The following is a 23,043-nucleotide window of genomic DNA, read 5'->3' on the forward strand; positions in this document are numbered from 1 at the left end:
AAATTTTACTTATTTTTAGTTTTACTTGTCATTATATTTTGTGTATGGAGAATAAAAGGAGTTGTCGGAGAGGATGAAGGTCATGTTAGAGAAATTAGCGACAGAACGTCGGAATGAAAAGACGATGCGTCTCGACGACATGTCGGTCGTAGACATGTTGACCGTCATGAATGCGGAGGATCAAACGGTCGCCGCTGTCATTCAACAGGAAATACCGGTCATCAAACAAGTCGTCGATCGGGTCATTCAATCGTTTCAAGCGGGCGGACGATTGATTTACATCGGAGCCGGAACGAGCGGTCGACTCGGTGTGCTGGATGCGGCCGAATGTGTGCCGACGTTCGGGGTCTCACCGGACATGGTCGTCGGCCTAATCGCCGGGGGCGAACGGGCACTGATCAAAGCCGTCGAAGGGGCGGAAGACAGCAAAACGCTTGCTGTCGAAGATTTACAGGCACTCGAGTTAAACGCAAACGATACCGTCATCGGCATCGCGGCAAGCGGTCGGACCCCTTACGTCATCGGCGGTCTGGACTATGCCCGTGAAGTCGGTGCGACGACGGCTGCCCTGTCCTGCAACAAGCAGGCGGTCATCAGTGAGCACGCGCAGTATAAGATTGAAGTCGAAACCGGACCGGAAGTTTTGACCGGTTCAACTCGACTCAAAGCAGGGACGGCACAAAAACTCGTCTTGAACATGATTTCGACGGCGGCGATGATCGGCGTCGGAAAGGTCTATCAAAATTTGATGGTCGATGTCCAATCGACGAATGAAAAACTCGAAATCCGGGCAAAACGGATGATCGTCGAAGCGACAGGGGTTGATTTTGAGACAGCCGCGCGTACTTTCACTTCAGCGAATGGTCACGTTAAGACGGCGATCGTCATGATTTTAGCGGATGTTTCGTATACTGAGGCAGTCGAACGATTACAACGTGCACACGGATTCGTCCGTGACGCGCTTTAAGGGGGGACAAACATGAAGAAGGAAGAAGTGCTCGCATCCGCCATTCTTGAACATGTCGGGGGAAAAGACAATCTCCGGCAACTCGCCCACTGTATGACACGGGTCCGGTTGGCGCTGAAAGATCCGACGAAAGCAGACATCCAGGCCCTAAAACAAATTGACGGTGTCATGGGTGTCATCGATGATGAGACGCTGCAAATCGTCGTCGGACCGGGAACGGTCAATCGGGTGGCCGATCATTTGAGCCGCGAGACGGGACTGGCGATCGGTGAAGAGTCGGTTGATGAAAACTTGACGCTTGAAGAGCGGGCAGCCATCGAACGGCAAAAAGTAAAGGACAAACAAAAGTCACCGTTCAAGCGTTTCTTACGACGAATCGGAAACATCTTCATCCCGCTCATCCCGGGACTGGTCGCGTCGGGGATCATCAACGGGGGGGCGAACTTTGCGAAAAATGCCGGGGTTGATGCAACAGTGACCTGGATGCAGATTCTGTTACTGATCGGCAGTACCGTCTTTGCTTACTTAGCGATCCTCGTCGGTTGGAATACGGCGAAGGAATTTGGCGGCACACCGGTCCTAGGAGCAATTGCCGGGGGGATTTTATTTAATCCGTTACTCGTCGATATCGTTATTTACGGCGAACCGCTTGTCGTCGGTCGGGGTGGCTTGTTTGGGGTCATCTTTGCCGCCTGGTTGATGACGTATCTTGAAAAACATATCCGCCGGTTCATGCCGGTCTCGATTGACATCATCTTTACACCACTCTTCACCGTGTTGATTGTCGGCTTTACCGCACTCTATGCCATCATGCCGGTCGCTGGCGTGTTATCAGACGGCATCATGAAAGCGATCAACGTGATCCTTGAAGTCGGTGGTCCGCTTGCCGGTGCGGTGCTGGCCGGATTCTTCCTGCCGCTCGTCATGGTTGGTCTCCATCATGGATTGACACCGATTCATCTCGAACTGCTGAACACGGTCGGGACTACGGCACTGTTGCCGATTCTTGCGATGGCAGGAGCCGGGCAAGTCGGGGCGGCACTGGCGATTTTCGTCAAGACACGCAATCAACGGTTGCGTAACATCATCAAAGGGGCGATTCCAGTCGGGTTCCTCGGGATCGGCGAACCGTTACTCTACGGGGTCACGTTACCACTCGGACGTCCGTTCCTGACGGCATGTATGGGAGCCGCAGTCGGCGGAGCCTTCCAGGCGACGATGAAGACAGCGGCACTTGGCGTCGGTGTGTCCGGTCTGTCGTTGACACCGTTGATTGATAACGGGATGTACCTGACGTATATCGGTGGTCTTGTCATCTCGTACGCGGCAGGATTCCTGTTTACGTATTGGTTTGGATTCAAGGAAGAAATGGCAGACGGGATTTAATAATTTCCAATCAAAGGGGGCTCAGATTTGAGTCATCCCTTTTGTTTTTTTTGAACTACCTCCACCTACGCTTCGCTAAGAGGTGGAGGATTCCTGAGTTATTCGACCTAACGGCCGAAAATTTATCAGGCTAACCCCGTCGTCCCGACGGTTGAACGTTAATCTTGCCCGTTTCTTTTGAGCGGATGCCTACTCTGCTTGGTTTTCGCTACTTCGGTCATCCGCAAGGTGGACGTTGAAGATTTTACGTGACAGACGAACTTCCTGTCACAACCCTATATCTTCAGTTTCCAAAGAACGTGACATTTTAATTATTCCTGATTTTAATTGTTTTCAAACGAAGCGCGTCGGACAATTGACGTGTCGGAAGACACGCCTTGTCCGAAGACGATTCATCCCCCACTTGGACTAGGGCTTCGCCCTGAACGTTTAGAAGTGGGAGTATTCTCGTCTAATTTTGATAAATTAACTTTCCTAACAATACTGTAAGAAAGTGTCGTTTTGTAGGCAATTCGTTGTATAACTAGAGTTCAATTTGTTGATTAGCAGATAAACTGAAATCAGTATAAAATAAGGAGATTTTTAGCCTATGAAGAAAACTGTAATGAAAATTGACAAAATCGAACTGAAGTTCAAAAAAAGAAATGGTCAAATCCAATCGATTGAAGAATTCTCGAAGGAGTTTGATAATGGCTTTTATTTCGTTGAGCATCCAGATGTAATCAATGGAACAAGAGTTGTCATGCATGTCACTTCTAATTTTAAAAACGATACTTTCAGTTTTGATTTCAACAGAAAAGACATAGAGTGGGGGCATTATTGGGTCGATAAATTAGTCCAGAAATGGACAATCATTTGGGAATGGTTTTATCAGGCTGATCTTGTTACGAATAAAAGTTACATATTGGGTGAAGAAGATATAAAAAAAAGATTTGGTGAACATAGTCAAGAATATCGTGAATTATCATTATCATTATCTTCATCCAATTCCATTCCTATCAATTTGGTTTTTAAGGAAACAAGTGATTCAGAATTAAATTACAACAACATGGACTGGGTATTGGATTTTGACGAAAAAAATTCAATTGAGCGGATGAGAACTGAAAAAAATTATTACGATAATGACTTAAACGTGTGGATTGATTTAGAGTACTCGTTACCTGCAATTAAACAAATCATCAGAGTAGTAGATTTTCATGGTTAAATTGTTACGAGAAATATATGTTTTCTCATCATTAGAAGTATAAATCTTTTTTATCAGGTGATTTTGGAGGGTTTAGCATGAATAGTAGTATCTTCGAGGACATTACAATCTTTGTACAAGAATCGGGACAGCAGCCAATTCCGTTAAAGGACTACGTGGAAAAGTATAGTGTTCGACTAGGTGATTTTGTGGACGATGAAACAAGAGTCGGTGAGTTTATCGTGGATTTTAAATTTAGTACAGGCATGGTCACTTGGACTGTTGATTTTCACGAACGAGAAGAAGGAACTCAATGTGACTATATTCTATACATTATCTTTAAATGGGTAGCGATTTGGGAATGGTATTCACAACGATTTTTGAAGACTCAGGTACCGTTTCGAGTGTACGCGACCATCACTGATATGGTCAAAGGAAAAATAAGACCACAAGCAGAAATGGAAGAGAGACTGGAGGAACTAGCAGGTTATACAGAAGAGGGACGTTTATTTTATTTTGGGACAGGTCCTTTTGATGACTTCAAGAAGGCCGAGCAGAAAATAGACCTGTTTTTAGAATGCGACGAAATCAATTCAAAAGAAAAAATACGTCAAGAGGGATTGTACTTTGATCCGGAGAGCGGAAGATGGATCGATATTCGAACTTCGCTCCCGATGATAGAGAAATCGATGCGAAGGTTGTTGGCGTTTCTGTAAAAATATCCAATGTATAAGACTCTTCATAAAAAATCGATTATTTTTTAGTAAACTTATTATCGATAATGGCGACGTGGTGCTTGTCTTAGGCATACGATTTGAAGTGAGCAAAAAAATGGTTCTTCTCGATCAAGAGAAAAACCACTTTTGTCTTCAAGTGAAGTGTATCCCCTGAACGAGGACAGACTTGAACCGCTTATTGAATCTTCGTATCGACGGTCTTGTCCTGTAGTATACGTTCAAAAATCAGGACATAGACCAAGGCAACAAAAACTCCCGCTGTCCCTGGCAGAATAGCAATAACTGAGTCAGTTAAATATACTGCGGGAATCAGGTAAGTCAACAGAGACTTCACACCGTTCAACACGAGGAGGGCTGTCAGCAGGATCAAGGTCACAGTCCGTTTTTGCAGATTTTCAAAGAATTGACGGTTCGTTTTTTTACCTGTGTCATGCCGAACCAAGCGAACATGCAGATGACCTCATTGGTTTTTAAATGGGTAATTACTTTTTAAGATCAGTCAGCGAAAAACTGGTTGATCTTGTTTTCAGACTTTAAATGACGCTGAATCAATTTTGTGACTGCTTTTTCCTGTTCGATTGTGCTGAGTTGCGTGTTGTACCACCCGTCAAGTGTTGCCCGAGTTACCGTGTATTCATTGTCCGGAAAGGTAAACGTAATCCGGTCGACATTGTCGACGAGTGCAAACAGATACGTTGCGTTGTACAGAACCGTTTCTTTGATCTCTTGTTCGACGGCTTCAGCGTCGATTTCCTGATAAGTCAAATGAATCCCATAGGGTGCTTGTTTTGTTTCGAGTTCAATTTGACGCAACTCTTGATGGTGTGCCAATTGATTGACGATGTTCCCGACGGCACTGTTGTCGCCGACATAGGAGTGTTTATAACGGAACACATCTGTCTTCGAATCGGCATGTTGGCTGTAACCAGTCCAAATCAGTACCAAACAGGCAACCGCCATAAACGGAATTAACATTCGTTTCATACAATCTCTCCTTTTTGGATCTCACACTCATGGTATCATAATTCATGAAGAATCTCCTAAAAAATTCTTATATTGGAACTTTCGTAACAATTCATAGCGTTCATACACCCAGTCAATCAGGAAGAGGGAAGCAGATGAAAGGACTCGCTGTTTATTTAAGTGAACCACTGACAGATGAAAGTACGAACAGATTAATACAGATGCGCGATCTCGGTTTTACCTCGATCTTTACGTCGTTACATATTCCGGAAGACGATTCCTCCTTGTACACGAGTCGTTTGCAGGAACTTGGTCGACTGGCGCAACAGCTCGAGATGGAACTCGTCGCGGATATCGCACCAAAATCGCTTGCCGCACTCGGCAAGACGTGGGACGATGCCGGATCGTTGACCGAATGGGGCGTGACCGGATTACGCGTTGATTACGGTGTCACACCCAAACAAATCGCGGATTTGTCCAAACAACTGATGGTCGCCTTAAACGCCAGCACGCTGACGGCGGAGGAACTCGACGCGATGAAAGCGGAGGGCCTTGTGCTGGAGCAGGTCGAAGCCTGGCACAACTTTTATCCACGACCGGAAACGGGACTCGACCAGGACTGGTTCAATGCGAAAAACCGCTGGCTCCGTGAACAGGGGATCCGTGTCCAAGCCTTCATTCCGGGAGATGGGCAACGGCGTGGTCCGCTTCATGCCACGTTACCGACGCTCGAAGACCACCGCGGACAAGCACCGTTTGCCTGTTACCTTGAGCTTCAAACATCCGTCGACCGGATTCTGATCGGGGACCCCGGTTTGTCGGCGAGCACGATGAAACAGTTTGCTGCATACCAGGAGGGAATCATTGTCCTCCGGGCGACAGGGCAAAGCGATGATCCGCTGTTGACGCACGTACAGACGAACCGGCTGGATCCGGCACGGGATGTCATCCGGTCAGTCGAGTCGCGTAGTTCCGGTCGGCCGGACAGTGGATTATTAGAACCCGCGGCCTTATCAGACCGTCCTGTCGGATCGATCACGATCGATAATTTGCGTTACGGTCGATACGCCGGTGAGTTACAACTGACGAAACGGGATCTTGCGGCCGACGAACGGGTCAATGTCATCGGACGCGTGATTGAAGCGGACCGGCCGTTGCTGCAACAGATTGGACCCGGGGGACGCTTTCAAATTGAATGGTGCTGACCGTCGAGGCATAATGACCGGTCACATTGGAAGAGACGCCCTTTCCTTGTATAAATGCGCAAGGGATAGGGCGTCTCTTGTTGTGTATGTGTCAAACTATCACGATTACCTCCGTGTCATCCTATCTCGTGAAGGGAACGGAAACATCATCCTTTGACCAGTTTTCACGAATCGCTTCAAGGACAACCTCCGGATCATCCCAGTGTAAGATGTGGGAAGTCGACGGAGCAGCGATTACCGTCCCGCCGGTTTTCTCCTGCCAGATGGCAATCGCTTCTTGACGGAACGTTTCATCCGAGACGGGTAACGTCGCCCGCAGCAACAGCACGTTTTCCCCCGGGACGTCGTCAAGGAAGTCGAGAATTTCGTCCTGATACATTGCCGTCAGAATCGCACGTGCCGTTTTCGCTCGGGCATGCCAGTAATACCGTCCGTCCTGCATCCGGACAAAATCTTGTCCGGCCAAGTCGAGTAACGGTGACCGGCGCATCTTTGGTCCATAGACGGCGACGTCTAAAAACTCTTCAAGTGTCGCAACCGATTCTTCAAAGTCCGTCTCGTAAAAGGCCGCTTCCTCCTCGAGTGGTGTGCCCCGCAACCGTTTGCTCTGATATCCACCGTCAATCAAAATCGAGCCGCGGACCCGCTCCGGCTGTTCCTTCTGATAAAAGAGCGCGATGAAACTGCCCCAAGAGTGCGAAAGAAAATAGAAGTCTTGGATATGTAGAAGTTCAAACAGTCGGTTCAACCAGTTGGAAAAGCGGGCGAACTGATAATCGCGTTCGTCCGTGAACGGTGCCGTTTTCCCGTGACCCGGCGCATCAATCGAAACAATCCGGTAGTCATGTTTCAAGGTATCCGCCAGTTCGATGAAGCTGAGACTTGTTCCGCCGAGACCATGCAGGCAAAAAATGACCGGACGTCCCGATTCGCCCCATTCGGTGACTTGTGTAGAGGTACCTGCGCATTCAATGTTATACCGTTTCATTTGATTTCCTCCGTTTCGATAGGTGAGTTCTTACTTTTTAACCAGTATTATACATCAAATGCTGTATACTGAAGCTATAAAATTTAAAAGACAGATGGAGCGCATGTGGAATGAAAATTACAGTGGCGACACTTTGGACGAATCAATTAAAACCGATGCAGGACTTTTATACGAAGACACTTGGTGTCAAACTCGTCGAGGAAACGGAGACATCCTTTGCGGTCCAAATCGGAACCAGTCAGCTTCGGTTTGAACTGGACACGACGCAGCAAGCGAAACAGTATCACTTTGCGTTCAATATTCCGGGGGATGCGTTTCAGCTGGCGAAGAATTGGTTGCAGCAACGCGTCCCATTATTGATCGAGAACGGGGAAGACGAAATTTATTTTGAAAACATCGATGCCCATTCCGTCTACTTTTACGATCCAGATGAGAACGTCGTCGAGTTGATTGCCCGGCATGCCGTCAATCCGGATAAGTCGCTTACAACGTTTAGTGTACAGGATATGCTCGATATCGGTGAAATGAATGTGACGACGCCGGACGTCGCTGGTGTTGGGGCAAAATTTGCTGAGTTCGGTATCGTTCGGCGGGATCGTCAGCCGGTCAAACCGGATTTCCTGAACTTCCTCGGAGAAGCGGAAGACGGGACCCATCTGTTGCTTGGACGTGCTGGACGGCCGTGGTTATTTTCACCCAAAATAGCGCTGACGAGTCCGCTCGAGTTAGAAATCGATAATCGGATGCATGTCCGACTTGATCGGGATGGTGTGCTGCATCGTAAATAAGAGGTAGAGCGGTGTCTACGCGATTGAAAATGTGTCAATGACGTCTAAAAGAGGAGAGTGAATCATGAAAAAAGTCCATGTGTTCAGGCGTTTTCTAGCTGCTGCTTTTCTGTTGTATGGAGGATACTTAGCTGTATTTGAAGGACCGGACACGCTCAGCATCGCTTTAATTTTAGCGGGCATCACCCAGTTAACGGTTGATTTGGTTTTTCCGCCGAACGATCCGGTTGATGAGAAGCAACGGTCCGTCCAGTCGAAAAGTGGGAGTACAACTTATGCTTTAAGTATTCTGTATGCGTTCGCTCTCTTAGCGCTCGTTCACTTTAATCTTATTCAACATGTCATGACGGCGTTATTGATCATGATTAGCTTACAATTGCTCACCTACCCGGCAATGCTATTCTTCTATAAACGTGTTATGTAGGAGAACAGCGGGCGCTTTCTATCTTTTCCTTCAAAAAGAGTGAGAAACAAGAAGCTTGAGTCGCTTAATTTTCAAAGAACATGACATTGATTTTATTCCTGATTTTGAGTGTTTTTAGACTAAGAATGTCGTGCAATTGACGTGTCTCAAGACACGTCTTGCCCGAAGGCGATTCATCTCCCACCTGCGCTTGCCTTCGCCTTGAGACGCTTATAGGTGGGAGTATTCTCGCCTGATTTTGATAAAACGAATCAGATTAGTTCAGCGCTCATCAATTTGGTGAGTGTTTTTTTATTGCGACATGAAAGCGGATTGGCTTAAAAATAACAGTAAAATCAACCCTTTCACCGATTATCCATTGACAATTCTTAGTGCTCACTCTTACAATTGAAAATGATTATCAATACGAATGGGAGTCCTGTCTATCATGAACGTTTCACGCCGTAAGAAATCCATTATCCAAGCTGTTTCCATCCTGTCAATTACGACCCTGTTGTTCGGTTGTTCGAATCCGAACGAAGGTGCTGACAATAAAAAAGACAACGACACGCTGACGCTTGCCTGGCCGCGCGACATCGGCGAAATGAATCCGCACGTCTACAACCCGTCGCAACTGTTCGCCCAGTCGATGGTTTATGAGCCGCTCGTCCATTACGCGGAAGGCGGAAAGCTTGAGCCATTCCTCGCCAAGTCATGGGACATCTCAAAAGACGGAAAAACCTACACGTTCACGTTGCGTGACGATGTTAAGTTCTCCGACGGTTCGGTGTTTGACGCAACAATCGTTAAAAAGAACTTTGACGCCGTCCTCAAAAACAAAGCCTTACATAGCTGGCTCGGCTTTATCTCAAAAATCAAAAAAACGGAAGCCGTCGACAAGCAGACGTTCCGGATGACGTTATCGGAAGCCTACTACCCGACGATTCAGGAACTGGCGGTCGTCCGTCCGGTCCGGTTCCTCGGCGAAGCCGGTTTCCCGAAAAACGGCGACACATCAAAAGGTGTCGAACAAGAAGTCGGGACCGGTCCATGGGTGCTTGACGAGTATAAAGCGGATCAATATGCGACGTTTAAAGTCAATAAAAACTACTGGGGAAAATTGCCGGACGTCAAAAAAATCAAGGTCGACATCATTCCCGATGCCGAAAGCCGCGTACTCGCCTTTGAAAAAGGCGACATCGATTTGATTTACGGCGAAGGGGCAATCAGCGTCGACGCCTTTAATCAGCTGAAAGAAACGAAGTCTTACAAGACGACGGTATCGGAACCGGTTGCGACCCGCCTGTTAATCATGAACACAAAGAAAAAACAGCTCGCGGACGAACGCGTCCGTCAGGCGTTGCAATACGGTTTTGATAAAAAGACACTCGTCGAAGGCATCACGTCCGGTCTCGAAGCCCCGGCTGATTTCATCCTGCCGCCGAACTTGCCGTACACGTCGAACCTGAAGGTCGAGAAGCGGGACTTTGACGTCGCTAAAGCCAACGCCTTGCTCGACGAAGCCGGCTGGAAACTGCCGGACGGGAAAAAAGTCCGCGAAAAAGACGGTCAACCGTTACAGATGGAAATGATGTATGATGCAGCAGAACTTGTCCAAAAAGCGATGGCGGAGACGTTACAGTCGGAGTGGGCGACAATCGGCGTCGATTTAAAAATTGTCGGTGTCGAGCTACCGGACCAAGTCCAGCGCTTCAAAGACAATGAATTCGATATCAACATGTACAGTAACTTCGGGGCACCGTACGATCCGCACACGTTCGTCAACATCATCGGTACGGACGGATTCGGGTTCAAAGAAGCGATTGCTGCTTATCCGAACAAGGATCAACTGTTACAGGAAATGAAAGATGTCCTCAAAACGACGGATGAAACGAAACGTCAGAAGATGTATGCCGAAATTCTGCCGTCGCTCCAGGATCAGGGAGCACTCGTTCCGATCTCGTATTTGAAAAAGATGGCGATTTATCAAAACGGGGTCACGAACTTTAAATTTGCCGCAAACCGGGATGAAAGCCCGTTCGCTCAAATCGGCATCAATTGAACTACCCCCACCTGCGCTTCGCTAAGAGGTGGAGGATTCCTGAGTTATCCGACCGATCGGTCGAAAATTGATCAGGCTAACCCCGTCGTCCCGACGGTTGTAAGTCTATCTTGTCCGTTTCTTTTGCGCGGATGCCTACTCTGCTTGGTTTTCGCTACTTCGGTCATCCGTAAGGTGAACGTTGAAGATTTTACGTGACAGACGAACTTCCTGTCACAACCCCATATCTTCAGTTTTCAAAGAACGCGACAGTTAATTTTTCCTGTTTTTCATTGTTTTTAAACCAGCATTGTCGAACAATTGACGTGTCGCAAGACACGCCTTGTCCGAAGGCGATTCATCTCCCACTTTCACTTGGGCTTCGTCCTAGACGTTTAGAAGTGGGAGTATTCTCGCCTGATTTTGGTAAAAGGAGGTGTACGGAATGGGCTTCTATATTCTGAAACGGGTCGGGTCGGTCATTCCAATCCTGCTCCTCGCTATTTTATTACTGACAGTGATGATTCACTTGTCACCGGTCGATCCGGCACAAGCCTATCTGTCTGCCGCCCACATTCAACCGACGGAAGAGGTGCTCGCGCAAAAGCGGGCCGAGTTCGGACTCGACCAGCCATTTTTGACCCAGTACGCGACGACGGTCGTCCGGCTCGCCGGATTTGATTTCGGGACATCGTACGTTTCCGGAAAACCGGTCCTTGACGAAGTGTTGCTTCGTCTGCCGGCGACGGTCCAACTGGCACTGTCGAGCCTTATGCTGGCGATTCTCGTCAGTATCCCGCTCGGCTTTCTTGCGGGAATCCGGAAGAATGGTTTTTTTGACCATTTAAGCCGGGCGATTGCCTTCATCGGTGCGTCGATTCCGTCGTTTTGGCTCGGCTACCTGTTGATATTCTTTTTTGCCGTCCAGCTCGATTTGTTACCGGTCGGCGGGATTGGCAGTCCGAGTCATGTCATCTTGCCGGCGATCACGCTGGCGTTGCCGTTGATTGCACTTTATACACGGCTGTTGCGGACAAGTGTCATCGAGACGATGCGTGAACCGTATGTCCTGTTTGCCCGGACGCGCGGAATCCGGGAAACGGTCATCTTAGGAAAACATGTCCTCCGCGTCGCGATTCCGCCGATGTTGACGGGACTCGGGATGAATCTCGGGAAATTGTTGACGGGGACGATCATCGTCGAGACAGTCTTCTCGTGGCCGGGATTCGGCCGTTATTTTATTGAAGCGATTTTTGACCGCGACATGCCGATCATTCAAGGATATGTGTTTCTCGCTGCGTTACTTTTCATCGGCAGCAGTTTGCTCGTTGATCTATTGCAACTGGCAATCGATCCACGGATTGCCCGGAAAGGAGGGGACAGACGATGAATGTTCCGCTTGGACGACCGCGTCTGCTTGAACGCCTGTCGAATCAACGGCTGATTTTAATCGGCTGTTCCGTATTTTTAGGGCTGTTGTTTCTCGCGGCTCTGGCTGCACCGTGGCTTGCCCCGCATGATCCGTTTCTCGTAAATTTGGCAGTCAAACTGCAGGATCCGTCCTGGACGTATCCGCTCGGGACCGATCATCTCGGACGCTGTACGTTGTCACGTCTGTTGTACGGTGCCCGCGTGTCGCTCGGATTCGCCGTCCTGATTTTTGCTTCATCCTTGCTGATCGGCTTATTGGTCGGGACACTCGCCGGCTACATCGGCGGCTGGGTCGACCAACTGCTGATGCGGTTTTGTGACGGAGTGATGGCGTTCCCGAGTCTGATTCTTGTCCTCGGTCTCGTCGGGATTTTCGGACCGGGACTGAAACAGGTCATCATCGCCTTAATGCTCGTCCAGTGGGTCTACTACGCCCGGATGTTCCGCGGGCTGATCATGACACTAAAGGAAAAGAATTTCATTGCCGCTGCACGCGTCAACGGCTCCTCGCACTGGAAAATCTTCCGGACGCACTTGCTGCCGAACATCCTGCCGCCGCTCCTTGTCATCGGGACGCTTGAGATGGGCTGGGCAATCATGGATATCTCGGCGATGTCGTTTCTCGGACTCGGTGTCCAGTCGCCGGCAGCCGAGTGGGGGGCGATGATTCATGAGGGCAAATCGTACATCCGGTCGAACCCGGAACTGATGATTTATCCCGGCCTGATGATCATGCTCGTCATTGCCAGCTTTAATCTGCTCGGGGAATCATTATCGGAACGGTTCGGCGTGACGAAACAAACGAAATGAAAGGAGAGACTCGGATGAAACCTGTATTATCCGTCGAACACTTGACGGTCGAAACGACAAACGGTCAGCCGCTCGTCCGTGATATTTCTTTTTCACTGGCAGCCGGACAAATCGTCGGTCTGGTCGGGGAGAGCGGCTGTGGTAAGACAGTCACGAGTCTTGCGCTTCTGCGTCTGCTTGATGAAAAAATAATCCGTCAATCAGGAAAAATCGTGTTAGAGGAGCAAGACGTGATGGCGTTGTCCGACCGTTCGCTCCGAACAATCCGAGGCGGGAAGATTGCCTTCATCATGCAAAATCCGATGAGCGCCTTCACACCGGTCTACACAATTGGTCATCAATTAATGGAAACGATCCGGACGCACGACCGGTGCAGTAAACACGAAGCAACGAGCCGGGCGGTCGAAGCATTACGGGAAGTCAATCTCGAACAACCGGAACGGATTTTGAAAGCCTATCCGTTTGAACTGAGCGGCGGCATGCTGCAACGGGTCATGATTGCGCTCGCGGTCTGTCTGCGCCCGAATGTCCTGATTGCCGACGAACCGACGACGGCGCTTGACGTCTACAATCAAAAGCAGGTGTTGTATTATCTCGAGAAGGTCCGGGCCACTTATGGAACGGCGATTTTATTGATTTCGCACGACTTGAGTGTCATCGCTGAAATGGCAGATGATGTCCTTGTCATGCAGGACGGGGAAATCGTCGAACAGGCGGACGTCTTTGAGCTGTTCGACCGTCCGCAACACCCATATACGCAGCGCCTATTGATACAACACGGTATGCAGGCGGGAGCGAGGAACGCATGAGTCTTTTACGAATGGAACAGGTATCACACCGTTACGGCAAACGACGTGTCCTGTCGCGGCAAGCAGAACGGACCGTCTTGCAGGACGTGTCGTTGACGCTTGAAACCGGGATGTGCCTGGGTTTGCTCGGGAAGAGTGGTGCCGGAAAAAGTACACTCGGACGGATTTTACTGGGGCTTGAACGACCGAAAGCGGGACGTGTCCTGTTCGAAGGGCAAGACATCTATGGGACGCATCCGAAGGACTACCGGCAAGACATTCAGGTCGTCTTTCAAGATTCCTTTGCAGCCGTCAATCCGAAGCTGACGGCGGGGCAAATCATCGCCGAACCGTTGACGAACTTTACGCGTCTTAGTCCGGAAGCGCTGGAGCAAAAACTGATCACGTTAATCGAACAGGTCGGATTGACCCGCGCCGATTTGGCGAAGTACCCGTCCGCCTTCAGCGGCGGTCAGTTACAACGGATTTGTATCGCCCGGGCGATTGCAACGAATCCGAAGCTGATTGTGCTCGACGAAGCCGTCAGCAGTCTCGATATGGTCAATAAGGCGATGATTTTGAAGTTGTTACGTGAGTTAAAAGAAACATATGACTTGGCATACCTCTTCATTACTCATGATGTCCAGGCAGCCCAAGCACTCAGTGATCAATTTATGATTTTGGAGCAGGGTCAAATTGTCGGGCATTATCCGACACCCCAAGCGTTTGACCAGGCAACTGATCCGTATGTCTCCGCAATCAAGGATGCGATGCTCGCCACGCACCCAAGAAAACGGACGATACGAAAGTAGGCACCTATACCGGTGTCTGCTTTTTTTGTGCGGCGTGTAAAGGAAACTTGACACGTCGGTTCGATTTTACATATTATTGGAAGTGGAAGGGTGGTCGAAATGAAAAATAAGGTAAAGCTGTTACGGGAGGAACGCCGCTGGTCGCAAGGGGACCTCGCGAACGCATTAGGGGTGTCGAGACAGACAGTCATCTCGATTGAAAAGGAGCGGTATAATCCGTCGCTTGCGCTCGCGTTTTCGATTGCCTCGCTGTTCGAATGTCCGATTGAAGCGATTTTTGTACCCGAACCGAAGAAAAAAGGAGATGGTCTTTTATGAAACACATGCCAATGATCAATCGATTACTCGCCGCTGTCATGTTGATGTACGGCAGTTATCTGATGCTGTTCGACGGACCGTATCCACTCAGTATCATCTTGACATTAGCGGGGCTTAGTCAACTCGCGACCGATGTCGTCTTCCCGGCTGCTGAACCTTATGATGAACGACAAGAAGAAATCAAGATGAAAAGTGGCAACATGTCATATGCCTTGAGTATCCTCTATGTGTTTATCGTGCTGATGCTCGTTCAGTGGCAAGTCGTTGACGATCTCATGACAGCGTTGTTGTGTGTGCTCGTCATTCAGGTCATGACCTTCCCGGTAATGCTGTTTGTCTACAGCCGGAGGAACTGACGACAAAAAAGAACAGGCGACTCACGCCTGTTCTTTTTTAATAGTATTCCGACAGCTGTTCCCGTGACTCTTCAGTCAAGTACCCGAGCGATAAAAAACTTTGGACGTACCGGACTTGACGACCCGATGGAACTGGTCCGGTTTTTTCAGCGTGTACTTCCATCTGCTCGTGGACCTTGATCCCGGCTGTCTGCATCTTGACGAAGTCGAAGTCGAGCGTCACAGCATCTGCCGCATTGGGCTGCCCGGTTTCTGGGTTCAGTTCAAACTGCAAGTACCCGGGTTGTCCCGGTTCATACAGATTCGTCGAGAGGCCGCCGCGGGCGACGATAGCCGGTAGCAGGCGGCGTTCTGTGTAGTGTCTGAGAATCATCGATGTTTACCTCCCCGATCGATTTAGAAGTGGTTGCTTTGCATCTTGTTCAACAGTTGATTAAACGTCTGATGGTCTTGCGGTGTGAACGCCTTGAAGTACCGTTCGTCAATCACTTCGATGACAGGGGCCGACTCTTTTACGAGCGTCTCGCCCGTCGGTGTCAGAATGATCCGCTTTTCGCGATCAATCCGTTTACGCATCAAGAGACGGTTTTGCATTAATTTTTTTAACGTTTGAGAAATCGAGCCGCTTGAAAGTTCGAGTGTCGCTTCGAGTGATTTTTGGGTCGCGCTGCGTTGTTGGTACAGCGTATAGAGCATATCGAACTGAGAGCGGGATAACTCCCATTGTTTTAATGTATCGTTGACTTCTTTGACATAACGATTGTGGACACGTTGGATTGACTGCCAGTGTCCAATCGATGAAAAGGCAGCTTGTTGTTTCATCGAGCGTCTCCTTCCTCTGGTTGCGTGGTATGAAGTTGAGTCACGAGCTCATATAATGTTTTTTGTTGGGCTAAAGATAAGAGGCTAAATTGTTGCGCTTGGAATGCTTCGTACGCAGGCAGGACTTCGTTTAAAAATAATTCACCGGCCGGCGTTAAATGGAAATAATTGATTTTACGGTGACGGTATTTTTTGATCAGTTGCCGTGCAAATAGTTTTTTGACGCCTTGCGAAATCGTCCCGTCCGTCACTTGAATGGATTGTGCAATCTCCTTTTGACTCGTACACGTCGTCGCCTTGAGACAACGCAAAACTTCAAGCATCGTATGCGAGAGCTCCCACTTCTTTAAAAAGGCATTAACTTGTTTCGTTTGGTGATTGTGGTATGTCGTAATCGTATTCCAGCATGCACTCGGTAATGTCTCTGTATTTGTTTTCATAAGTAACCTCTTATTTTTAAAATATTCTAATATTTAGTTAGTTTCAAAATAACATAAAATCAGTAGACGGACTAGCACTACTTGATGAAAAAATATGGGAGGATATCCAGTCGAATGACCAGTATATGAGGAAGCGTTTTAGTCAGGAATAATGTGAGAGGAAAGTGGCATCAACGGTATGATTGGAGCAAGCATGTGATGGGCAGAGTGAAAACGATGGATGAGTTTAAAGCGTTGTATCCAATCGGGGCAGAAAACGGATGAAAGACCATGCTGAAGAACTTAGTCTGTCGGCGACTTTTTTTAGTAGGAAAAAAAAGCCGGACAGCACCGAAACGTTTTGAGTGAAAGGGAGCGTACCGCTTAAAAAACGGACCGGGTCGCATTCGGATGGATGAGTCGTGCCTGTTCCTTTAAACAGTTTCGGTTACTGTCTTTGGATGGACTAAATGCGGATCGTTAAAGTTTTGTAGGACCAATGCCCGTTGGTGTAACTGGAAACCATACGTCGTAAAACAAGCTTGCGATACCTGTCCCTGATGAGTGATGGTTTCAACGTCACCGCTGACACGATAATACGGATGCACCTGTTGAATATCATTGATGAATGCTTCTAACAACAGTCCGCGCTCACCGAGTCCCTCTGTCCGGACGTGAATATCGACCAAGGAAAATGCTGCGACTTCGATGCTGCCATGGAGTTGAGTTGCCATATATTGAATCGTCATATGTGACCGGGTCGAGAGGAGCGACTGACGTGCGTCATGAGTTTCTAACAGCGTCACGTAATAAATGAAGTGTGACATGTGGACGTTACGCGTGACTTGAACGATTTGATTTTGATTGTTATAGGCTAAACCGACAAGCGTCTCAAGCGGATGATTTTGGATCGTTACCTGTTGCCGTTGACAAACCTCGGACCAGTCGGATTCTGGAATCCATTTCAACTCAAACATACGTGGTGTTCGCGTGAATTTCATGATGTACGGGGACCTCCTTATTAATCAATGTGTTAAATATACACTTTTTGTAAAAAAAACAAAAGGAATGTTGGAGAAATAAGCAAACATGTACTTACAGTATTGTAATTATACCCTTATGAAATAGAAATTAATGTATATTTTTTAAAGTGAAGTGGAAAAACCATGAAAAAGACAAATGTTTTTTAATGGACGGGAGGAATTGAATCAGATGACAGAGCTTAATTTCATTTTCGGATTGTTGCAATTGATCGTATTGGTGATGGCGGTTCCCTCCATCGTCTACGCACTATATCTTTTGCGAAAGATTGCGAACAAGTAATGGAAGCAGGACATGAAGCGTTCATTCTTCATGTCCTGTTTTTCATGACTCATGAAACTTTTGATTCTTCTTCAATCGTCTGTACATACAGGTTTTGCTTCGAACGATTGAAGACGATCGGTATCGTGAGTAAACCGATGAGTAAAAAACCAATTGAAAAGATGATGTATGTCGCGCGGATGGAAAAGGCTTCGGCAAGGAAACCGATTGTCGCCGTCAACAGGATGATGAGCAGGGACTCGGCGACATTGATGACTCCGGAAAAGCGCCCCATGAGACTGACCGGGACATTGTTTTGATAAAACGACAAGAAGCCCGTATTCGCAAACGATAGCGCGAACGTCAGTAGGAAAAAACCGACGGAAGCTACGATGAAGTTGTCGGAAGTAGCGAATAGAAGGTAGCCGATAGGTGTAATGACCGCACCAAAGCCAATCAAAAACCGAAGACTCAACCACTTTGAACAAGTCGCATTGACGACGGAACCGAGTATGATCCCGGTTCCGGCGATACTGACAAGGAATCCGTAGGTGCTTTCCGAGAAACCAAGCACGAGTGTCGCAAACGAAGCTTCGAGTGAATCAAGACCTGACATGAAAATCATCATGACGCAAAAGAGGCTGTAGACGAGTGTGATGTAGCGGTGCTGGCTCGTAAAACGTAACGTTTCTTTCCAGTCGCTGATAATCATTTGGAGACTTAACTGTTCTGCCTGAGCAAAAGTCAATTCTTTTTCTAAAGCCGGCAGGAAAAATAAGATAAGGGCAGAAATGGCGAGCGCGGCAGCATTGATATGAATCGCAAGGGACGGCGAACCCATGATGAACAGGAGACCGGCAATCGTCGGACCGAGGATGAACCCACACGATTGAATGAAATTTTTCAACGCATTAAAGCGTTGACGATTACCTTTTGAGACAAGTTTCGTCATATAGATCATGGAAGTGGATTCAAACAAGGAACTGCCAACGTTGATCAGAAAGACGACTGTATAGATGAAGAACAACGAGTCGATGAAGGGGAGAAGGGCGATGAAGAGTGCACGAGATAAATCGAGTACCATCATCAATTTGCGTTTATCGACCCGGTCAATCAAAGAACCGGACCATAAGCTCGTTATTAAAGAACCGGACCATAAGCTCGTTATTAAAGAAGCGACAGGGACTAACATGTATAAAAGTGACACGGCGAACGCAGAACTTGTTCGGTCAAGAATAATCAAATTGAGGGCGATGAAGTACACCCAGGCGCCTAAGTTTGAGATTCCGACACCGACCAGGAGCAAAGCAGGGTATTTCCAAGCTGTATGATTCATAGTCAGTCGCTCCCTTCTGGTTGTTAATAACCAATTTTTATTTTAAAATAGAAATTTATTACATTTGATATTACGCGATTGTTTGTTTGAAAGCAATCAAATGTTTGATGCGACACAAAAAAAGTAGCGACAATAATATCGCTACTGCAGTGCGTAGACAAAGTAGTATGAATGATAAAAGCATGTCCCTTGTTCGTTGCTTTCCTCGGGCGAGGGACAAGCCGTTGCTCCTTGATCCTCACGGACAACGAGCAGGGTCTTGTTTCCCTCTGAAAGTGCGTTAAAAACGCACTTTTCCCGCAGGAGTCAACGAAACGTGCCGCTTTGAAGACGAGGTAAGACAAGGAAGCGCAAACTGATTGTACCCTCATTTAGAATTTCCATGATGTATAAGAGTTCGTATACAGCCTGAAGTAGCAACAATAATATCGCTACCACATGGTGTTTTAGAACTAGTTAATTTAAGTTGTTTGTATCTCCCAATAAATCATTCCATCCGTTTCTTGTACTCGTTCCATGTTGACTTTGTTTAAGACACGGATTGATCCTTGATTGGTTGCTTCCGTTTTGGCAACGACTTTCAAAACGGATGTTGTTTGTTGCGCCCATTGAATCAGTCCTGCGACAGCCTCTGTTGCGTATCCATTCTGCCAGTATTGCTCGAGCAAACCGTAACCAATCTCCACTTCTCCATTTAGGTTCGGTTTCCCTTTGAAGCCGGCATCGCCGATGATGACATCATCTGCTTGCCGGATGATTAACCAACTTCCCCAAAAGAATAACGACGAATCTTTTTCCAGAGCCGTTAAATGGTTCGTAATTTCGGGACCGTTCCGATAGTTTTGACGGGTGATAACCGGAAGGTGTTCCTGTGTACAAGGAACAAGTCGTAATCGAGCTGTCTCGATATGCATCCGTTTGAGTCTCCTTAATCTATTTTTGTATCCGTAACTTCGGACCGTTTTGTTCGCTCAAAAATCAATTCATAGTAAGTACCGACGGCAACACCGGACGTGACGAAATCCGGAGCAAAAATTTGTACGAAACGCCATCCGTCTGTGGCATGTGTTGCGATTACTTCCCGGTAATCTTCCTTCGGATTACCGGACAATCGCTTAAAATCAATCCGCACGAACTTGTATTCGAACATGAAGCTACCTCCTTTGACAATCTTATTCGTACCTACGTTTCAAAATCGGAGAAATTTCTTATGAATGATTCCCACGTATCATGTAAAATGAAGAAATCAGTTATTAAGGGAGTGAGGAACCGTCATGAAATACATACGTTACGTGATTTACTTCGGATTGATCGTCACAATCAATTACTATTTGTCGATGTACGTTACTGTTGATAAAAAGCTACTCCATTCTTTACTAGCATTCATCATTTTGATCAGTGTTGCTTTCCTCTTGATTACGATCGAATATTTCTTTAATCGAAAAGTACATAAATCCCGCGACTAGTCCGTCGCGTCATGACGAACAGGAGCACAAGCGACGCCCGAGGCAATCGGACATGCTTGTGCTCCTGTTCTGTCTCAATCAGGCGTTTCTTTTTTCATTCAGCTCGTTTGTTTCCTGGTTACTCCAGCGCCACTCTGTCCGGCGACTGATGAACGAAATCAAAAACATCAGAAATGTCATCAAGGGTAACAGGAGCCACCATGATTGCATGAAAAACAACGAGGCAAAGGAATCGATGAAAACAAATGTGTGGGCGACATAAATCCACATGAACAGTGAGCCGACGAATAGAATCGCTTCTGCCGTCGTAAGGAAATCGATTTTCTTTTCTTGCATACTTTTTCCCTCCAATCAGGAGCGAACCGTCTCCCGGTTCGCTGTTGCTGCGACATGTCGATCGCTTTCGCTATCAAACAAAATCGTTCGGTTCCGGCCTTGTTGTTTTGCGGTGTACAAGGCTTCGTCAGCGAGGGCACTCATCCGCTGAATATGGATATTCTTGCCGTGGGCGATGCCGATTGAAGTCGTCACATCGATTGCTGGGAAACCGTCGATTTGAAAGCGTTGCGACGCAATCCGTTGCCGGATCCGGTTCGCGACTTTGGTCGCTTTTTGGGGAGCTAAATCATAAATCAAAATCATAAACTCTTCGCCACCGATCCGGGCCGTGATGTCGTGTGGTCGTGTCTCTTCTTTTAAGATGTTTGCGAATTGCTGTAAGACAAGGTCACCATTGCCATGCCCGTATGTATCATTGACATGTTTGAAATGGTCGATGTCGAGCGCAAGCACGTTATAGACACGTCCTTCTTGTTCGAGCCCTGCCGTCCGGGCATCCCAGACGCGGCGGTTGAAGAGTCCGGTCAAGTGGTCAAGCTCGGCTGACTTTTTATAAATGTCGACTTGCCGGTTCAACAGTTGGAAATCGAGTGTCAGCAGACTTGACAGAACGCCGACCGTCAAGCCGATCGTCCAGGTCGACGCCATCAAGTTAAATGCGGGTTCGCTCCAACCGAGGTTGATCAGGACGGCAACAGTAATCATCATCAGTGCCCAGACGTTCATCGAGATATTTTGAAGAAAAGGACGATTGAGTAGCCTCCGGTGAATCGCAAGCATCCCGATGCTGATGCAAAGGACGGCGACGAAAGCGACGACGGCCTGTTCCGTTACGCCGAACAGGAAACGGGAGCAAGCGATGATCAATGTCGCGATGATGAGCGGAAAACGACTGCCGTAAAAAGCGAGCAGGACGAGCGGGATGTGCCGTAAATCCATGCGGAGCGAATCATTGACAGCAATCCCTTTGAACATCAATAACACGCCGAGCGCCCCTGTCAAAAGGCCGACGATGATTGACTTTAATGTTGGTGAGTTGAGATGGCTAGAGTGGATGATTTTCGAGATGATATAAAAGCCGGTGAAGGCGATACAGGCATTCACGAGAAGTTCGACGATGAACATGGTTTTCACATCCTTGCACATGATACTTTCACATTACCATTCTGACAAAAGATGTCAATAACAGATAGGTATTGGATTAAAGAATTGTAAAGAAATGAATGAATCGTTCAGTACAGGCTATAGACAACGTGCCATCGGGAGATCAAGCGTCTTTTTTCGTTGCCTGCCTCTGAACGTACGTTAAAAAAGCACTTTTCCCCGCAGGAGTCAACAGAAAAACGACGTTTTTTAGGGAATACTATGACGAAAAGCCAGTCATGCAGACGGTTTAAAGCGCAATCCGTCTCGAATCGCTTTGAAGACGAGGCGAGACAGGGAAGTGCGACCGGATTGTCTCTTATTATCGCATGTTCACGCTTCATAAGCGTTTGTCTACACACTGATATGAATAAATCTTTCAGTATTGATTGATGCAAAAAGTAAAGGACGTCGTGCGTTTTAAAATAAGCTTTAAAAAAGGCGAGTTGAAACCTTTCGTGCATTTAGTTCGTAATAGTAGTTGAAAAGGGGGAGACAGATGAATACAACACTTGGTTCACTACTCGCCATATTGATTATGCTTGTTACGATTATCTATGGTGTCGTCTACATACAAAAAAAGAAACGGAACACGGATCAGGAAGCGACTTACAAAATCGTCTTTACGACAGCGATCCTGTTGCTCGCCGTACCGTTTATCCTATCGATATTTAAGTGACGTGGAGGTAATATCTTGGAACAACTCATCATTCTTATTGGTTCATTTTTAATTGCGGGTGGGATGCTCTTTACAATCATCCGGGCCGGGTCAATCGCTTACCGCCGGCAACAAATCTCAAAAGGACTGTTCGTGTTCGCGACCGTCTCGTCGTCGATCGGGGCGGTCTTGCTCGCCGGCCTGTTGCCGTTGTTATTTAGTGTTTGGTTCGAGTGAAGGCTGACAACACGTGTGTCACTGATTTTTTTAATCAGCTGACGCACGTTTTTTTTATTTTTTTCGAACAATTGTCGAAACGGTCCTGTTAATTCTTAAGAGAAAGGAGGAGGACCTCCTTAATCCATTAAAGGAGGAACGAACG

The 23,043-nt window shown here is 47.5% G+C and carries 28 protein-coding genes; 17 read left to right on the forward strand and 11 right to left on the reverse strand.

The genetic code is table 11. The features are described 5' to 3' along the window. Nucleotides 1-82: 82 nt before the first annotated feature. From murQ to KNQ04_RS14295, 4 genes are all read left to right on the forward strand, one after another. Nucleotides 83-967: an N-acetylmuramic acid 6-phosphate etherase gene (gene murQ, locus KNQ04_RS14280; RefSeq protein WP_214851575.1), complete on the forward strand. Its 885-nt coding sequence runs from the start codon at nucleotides 83-85 to the stop codon at nucleotides 965-967. Nucleotides 968-979: 12 nt separating this feature from the next. Beyond that, entirely contained in the window at nucleotides 980-2,353 is a 1,374-nt protein-coding gene (locus tag KNQ04_RS14285) for a PTS transporter subunit EIIC (RefSeq protein ID WP_214851577.1), read from the forward strand. 589 nt (nucleotides 2,354-2,942) lie between these two features. Beyond that, nucleotides 2,943-3,557 (forward strand): hypothetical protein, encoded by a 615-nt coding sequence (locus KNQ04_RS14290; RefSeq protein ID WP_214851579.1) that lies wholly within the window; start codon nucleotides 2,943-2,945, stop codon nucleotides 3,555-3,557. A 77-nt stretch (nucleotides 3,558-3,634) separates the two neighbouring features. Further along, on the forward strand, nucleotides 3,635-4,252 hold the full coding sequence (locus tag KNQ04_RS14295) for a hypothetical protein (RefSeq protein WP_214851581.1): 618 nt from the start codon (nucleotides 3,635-3,637) through the stop codon (nucleotides 4,250-4,252). A gap of 516 nt (nucleotides 4,253-4,768) precedes the next feature. Here KNQ04_RS14295 and KNQ04_RS14300 read toward each other — a convergent pair. Then, nucleotides 4,769-5,257, reverse strand: a complete 489-nt coding sequence (locus tag KNQ04_RS14300; RefSeq protein WP_214851582.1) for a DUF4825 domain-containing protein — start codon at nucleotides 5,255-5,257, stop codon at nucleotides 4,769-4,771. Nucleotides 5,258-5,391: 134 nt separating this feature from the next. Here KNQ04_RS14300 and KNQ04_RS14305 point away from each other — a divergent pair, with 134 nt between their 5' ends. Further along, nucleotides 5,392-6,441 carry a DUF871 domain-containing protein gene (locus tag KNQ04_RS14305; RefSeq protein WP_214851583.1) on the forward strand — a complete coding sequence of 350 codons (1,050 nt, stop codon included), beginning with the start codon at nucleotides 5,392-5,394 and terminating at the stop codon, nucleotides 6,439-6,441. A gap of 121 nt (nucleotides 6,442-6,562) precedes the next feature. On the opposite strand, the gene KNQ04_RS14310 is transcribed toward KNQ04_RS14305, so the two are convergent. Then, nucleotides 6,563-7,429, reverse strand: a complete 867-nt coding sequence (locus tag KNQ04_RS14310) for an alpha/beta fold hydrolase (RefSeq protein WP_214851584.1) — start codon at nucleotides 7,427-7,429, stop codon at nucleotides 6,563-6,565. A 110-nt stretch (nucleotides 7,430-7,539) separates the two neighbouring features. Between KNQ04_RS14310 and KNQ04_RS14315 the strand changes: the two genes are divergently transcribed. The 9 genes from KNQ04_RS14315 to KNQ04_RS14355 all read left to right on the forward strand — a co-directional run bounded on the left by KNQ04_RS14315 (nucleotide 7,540) and on the right by KNQ04_RS14355 (nucleotide 15,176). Beyond that, entirely contained in the window at nucleotides 7,540-8,217 is a 678-nt protein-coding gene (locus KNQ04_RS14315) for a VOC family protein (RefSeq protein WP_214851585.1), read from the forward strand. A gap of 64 nt (nucleotides 8,218-8,281) precedes the next feature. Further along, nucleotides 8,282-8,641 (forward strand): DUF2178 domain-containing protein, encoded by a 360-nt coding sequence (locus tag KNQ04_RS14320; RefSeq protein ID WP_214851586.1) that lies wholly within the window; start codon nucleotides 8,282-8,284, stop codon nucleotides 8,639-8,641. 427 nt (nucleotides 8,642-9,068) lie between these two features. After that, on the forward strand, nucleotides 9,069-10,682 hold the full coding sequence (gene nikA / locus KNQ04_RS14325; RefSeq protein ID WP_214851587.1) for a nickel ABC transporter substrate-binding protein: 1,614 nt from the start codon (nucleotides 9,069-9,071) through the stop codon (nucleotides 10,680-10,682). Between the two features lie 424 nt (nucleotides 10,683-11,106). Beyond that, nucleotides 11,107-12,051 (forward strand): ABC transporter permease, encoded by a 945-nt coding sequence (locus tag KNQ04_RS14330; RefSeq protein WP_214851589.1) that lies wholly within the window; start codon nucleotides 11,107-11,109, stop codon nucleotides 12,049-12,051. Continuing rightward, nucleotides 12,048-12,902 carry a nickel ABC transporter permease subunit NikC gene (nikC, locus tag KNQ04_RS14335; protein WP_214851591.1) on the forward strand — a complete coding sequence of 285 codons (855 nt, stop codon included), beginning with the start codon at nucleotides 12,048-12,050 and terminating at the stop codon, nucleotides 12,900-12,902. Before KNQ04_RS14330 ends, nikC begins: the two co-directional genes overlap by 4 nt. A gap of 14 nt (nucleotides 12,903-12,916) precedes the next feature. After that, nucleotides 12,917-13,711, forward strand: a complete 795-nt coding sequence (gene nikD, locus KNQ04_RS14340) for a nickel import ATP-binding protein NikD (protein WP_214851593.1) — start codon at nucleotides 12,917-12,919, stop codon at nucleotides 13,709-13,711. Continuing rightward, nucleotides 13,708-14,502: an ATP-binding cassette domain-containing protein gene (locus KNQ04_RS14345; RefSeq protein WP_214851594.1), complete on the forward strand. Its 795-nt coding sequence runs from the start codon at nucleotides 13,708-13,710 to the stop codon at nucleotides 14,500-14,502. Before nikD ends, KNQ04_RS14345 begins: the two co-directional genes overlap by 4 nt. Nucleotides 14,503-14,601: 99 nt before the next feature. Further along, entirely contained in the window at nucleotides 14,602-14,820 is a 219-nt protein-coding gene (locus tag KNQ04_RS14350; protein WP_214851597.1) for a helix-turn-helix transcriptional regulator, read from the forward strand. Further along, complete coding sequence (locus KNQ04_RS14355; RefSeq protein ID WP_214851598.1) at nucleotides 14,817-15,176, forward strand: hypothetical protein; 360 nt, start codon at nucleotides 14,817-14,819, stop codon at nucleotides 15,174-15,176. The genes KNQ04_RS14350 and KNQ04_RS14355 overlap by 4 nt, the downstream gene beginning before the upstream one ends. Nucleotides 15,177-15,213: 37 nt before the next feature. On the opposite strand, the gene KNQ04_RS14360 is transcribed toward KNQ04_RS14355, so the two are convergent. The 7 genes from KNQ04_RS14360 to KNQ04_RS14390 all read right to left on the reverse strand — a co-directional run bounded on the left by KNQ04_RS14360 (nucleotide 15,214) and on the right by KNQ04_RS14390 (nucleotide 20,205). Then, nucleotides 15,214-15,549, reverse strand: a complete 336-nt coding sequence (locus tag KNQ04_RS14360) for a hypothetical protein (RefSeq protein WP_214851599.1) — start codon at nucleotides 15,547-15,549, stop codon at nucleotides 15,214-15,216. A gap of 23 nt (nucleotides 15,550-15,572) precedes the next feature. Then, nucleotides 15,573-15,998, reverse strand: a complete 426-nt coding sequence (locus tag KNQ04_RS14365; protein WP_214851600.1) for a MarR family winged helix-turn-helix transcriptional regulator — start codon at nucleotides 15,996-15,998, stop codon at nucleotides 15,573-15,575. Beyond that, nucleotides 15,995-16,438 carry a MarR family winged helix-turn-helix transcriptional regulator gene (locus KNQ04_RS14370; RefSeq protein WP_214851601.1) on the reverse strand — a complete coding sequence of 148 codons (444 nt, stop codon included), beginning with the start codon at nucleotides 16,436-16,438 and terminating at the stop codon, nucleotides 15,995-15,997. The genes KNQ04_RS14365 and KNQ04_RS14370 overlap by 4 nt, the downstream gene beginning before the upstream one ends. Before the next feature lie 413 nt (nucleotides 16,439-16,851). Continuing rightward, nucleotides 16,852-17,418: a hypothetical protein gene (locus tag KNQ04_RS14375; RefSeq protein ID WP_214851602.1), complete on the reverse strand. Its 567-nt coding sequence runs from the start codon at nucleotides 17,416-17,418 to the stop codon at nucleotides 16,852-16,854. Between the two features lie 371 nt (nucleotides 17,419-17,789). Then, nucleotides 17,790-19,055 (reverse strand): MFS transporter, encoded by a 1,266-nt coding sequence (locus KNQ04_RS14380; RefSeq protein ID WP_214851603.1) that lies wholly within the window; start codon nucleotides 19,053-19,055, stop codon nucleotides 17,790-17,792. A gap of 461 nt (nucleotides 19,056-19,516) precedes the next feature. After that, nucleotides 19,517-19,969, reverse strand: coding sequence for a GNAT family N-acetyltransferase (locus KNQ04_RS14385; protein ID WP_214851605.1), 453 nt, complete (start codon nucleotides 19,967-19,969; stop codon nucleotides 19,517-19,519). 14 nt (nucleotides 19,970-19,983) lie between these two features. Then, the gene (locus KNQ04_RS14390; RefSeq protein WP_214851606.1) at nucleotides 19,984-20,205 is read right to left on the reverse strand and encodes a DUF4177 domain-containing protein; all 222 of its coding nucleotides are present in this window, start codon (nucleotides 20,203-20,205) and stop codon (nucleotides 19,984-19,986) included. A gap of 124 nt (nucleotides 20,206-20,329) precedes the next feature. On the opposite strand from KNQ04_RS14390, the gene KNQ04_RS14395 reads away from it, so the two are divergent. Then, a complete protein-coding gene (locus KNQ04_RS14395) occupies nucleotides 20,330-20,521 on the forward strand; it encodes a hypothetical protein (protein WP_214851608.1) in 192 nt (63 codons plus the stop codon). 78 nt (nucleotides 20,522-20,599) lie between these two features. Here KNQ04_RS14395 and KNQ04_RS14400 read toward each other — a convergent pair whose 3' ends face one another. Together KNQ04_RS14400 and KNQ04_RS14405 are read right to left on the reverse strand one after the other, a co-directional pair. Then, the gene (locus KNQ04_RS14400) at nucleotides 20,600-20,857 is read right to left on the reverse strand and encodes a hypothetical protein (RefSeq protein ID WP_214851610.1); all 258 of its coding nucleotides are present in this window, start codon (nucleotides 20,855-20,857) and stop codon (nucleotides 20,600-20,602) included. A gap of 15 nt (nucleotides 20,858-20,872) precedes the next feature. Beyond that, nucleotides 20,873-21,985 (reverse strand): GGDEF domain-containing protein, encoded by a 1,113-nt coding sequence (locus tag KNQ04_RS14405; RefSeq protein ID WP_214851612.1) that lies wholly within the window; start codon nucleotides 21,983-21,985, stop codon nucleotides 20,873-20,875. Nucleotides 21,986-22,502: 517 nt separating this feature from the next. Between KNQ04_RS14405 and KNQ04_RS14410 the strand changes: the two genes are divergently transcribed. Both KNQ04_RS14410 and KNQ04_RS14415 read left to right on the forward strand, forming a co-directional pair. Then, the gene (locus KNQ04_RS14410) at nucleotides 22,503-22,682 is read left to right on the forward strand and encodes a hypothetical protein (RefSeq protein ID WP_214851614.1); all 180 of its coding nucleotides are present in this window, start codon (nucleotides 22,503-22,505) and stop codon (nucleotides 22,680-22,682) included. Nucleotides 22,683-22,697: 15 nt separating this feature from the next. Then, entirely contained in the window at nucleotides 22,698-22,898 is a 201-nt protein-coding gene (locus KNQ04_RS14415; protein WP_029333566.1) for a hypothetical protein, read from the forward strand. Nucleotides 22,899-23,043 lie beyond the last annotated feature (145 nt).

Origin of the sequence: Exiguobacterium sp. s193 (assembly GCF_018618755.1) — a bacterium.
Taxonomy (GTDB): domain Bacteria; phylum Bacillota; class Bacilli; order Exiguobacteriales; family Exiguobacteriaceae; genus Exiguobacterium_A.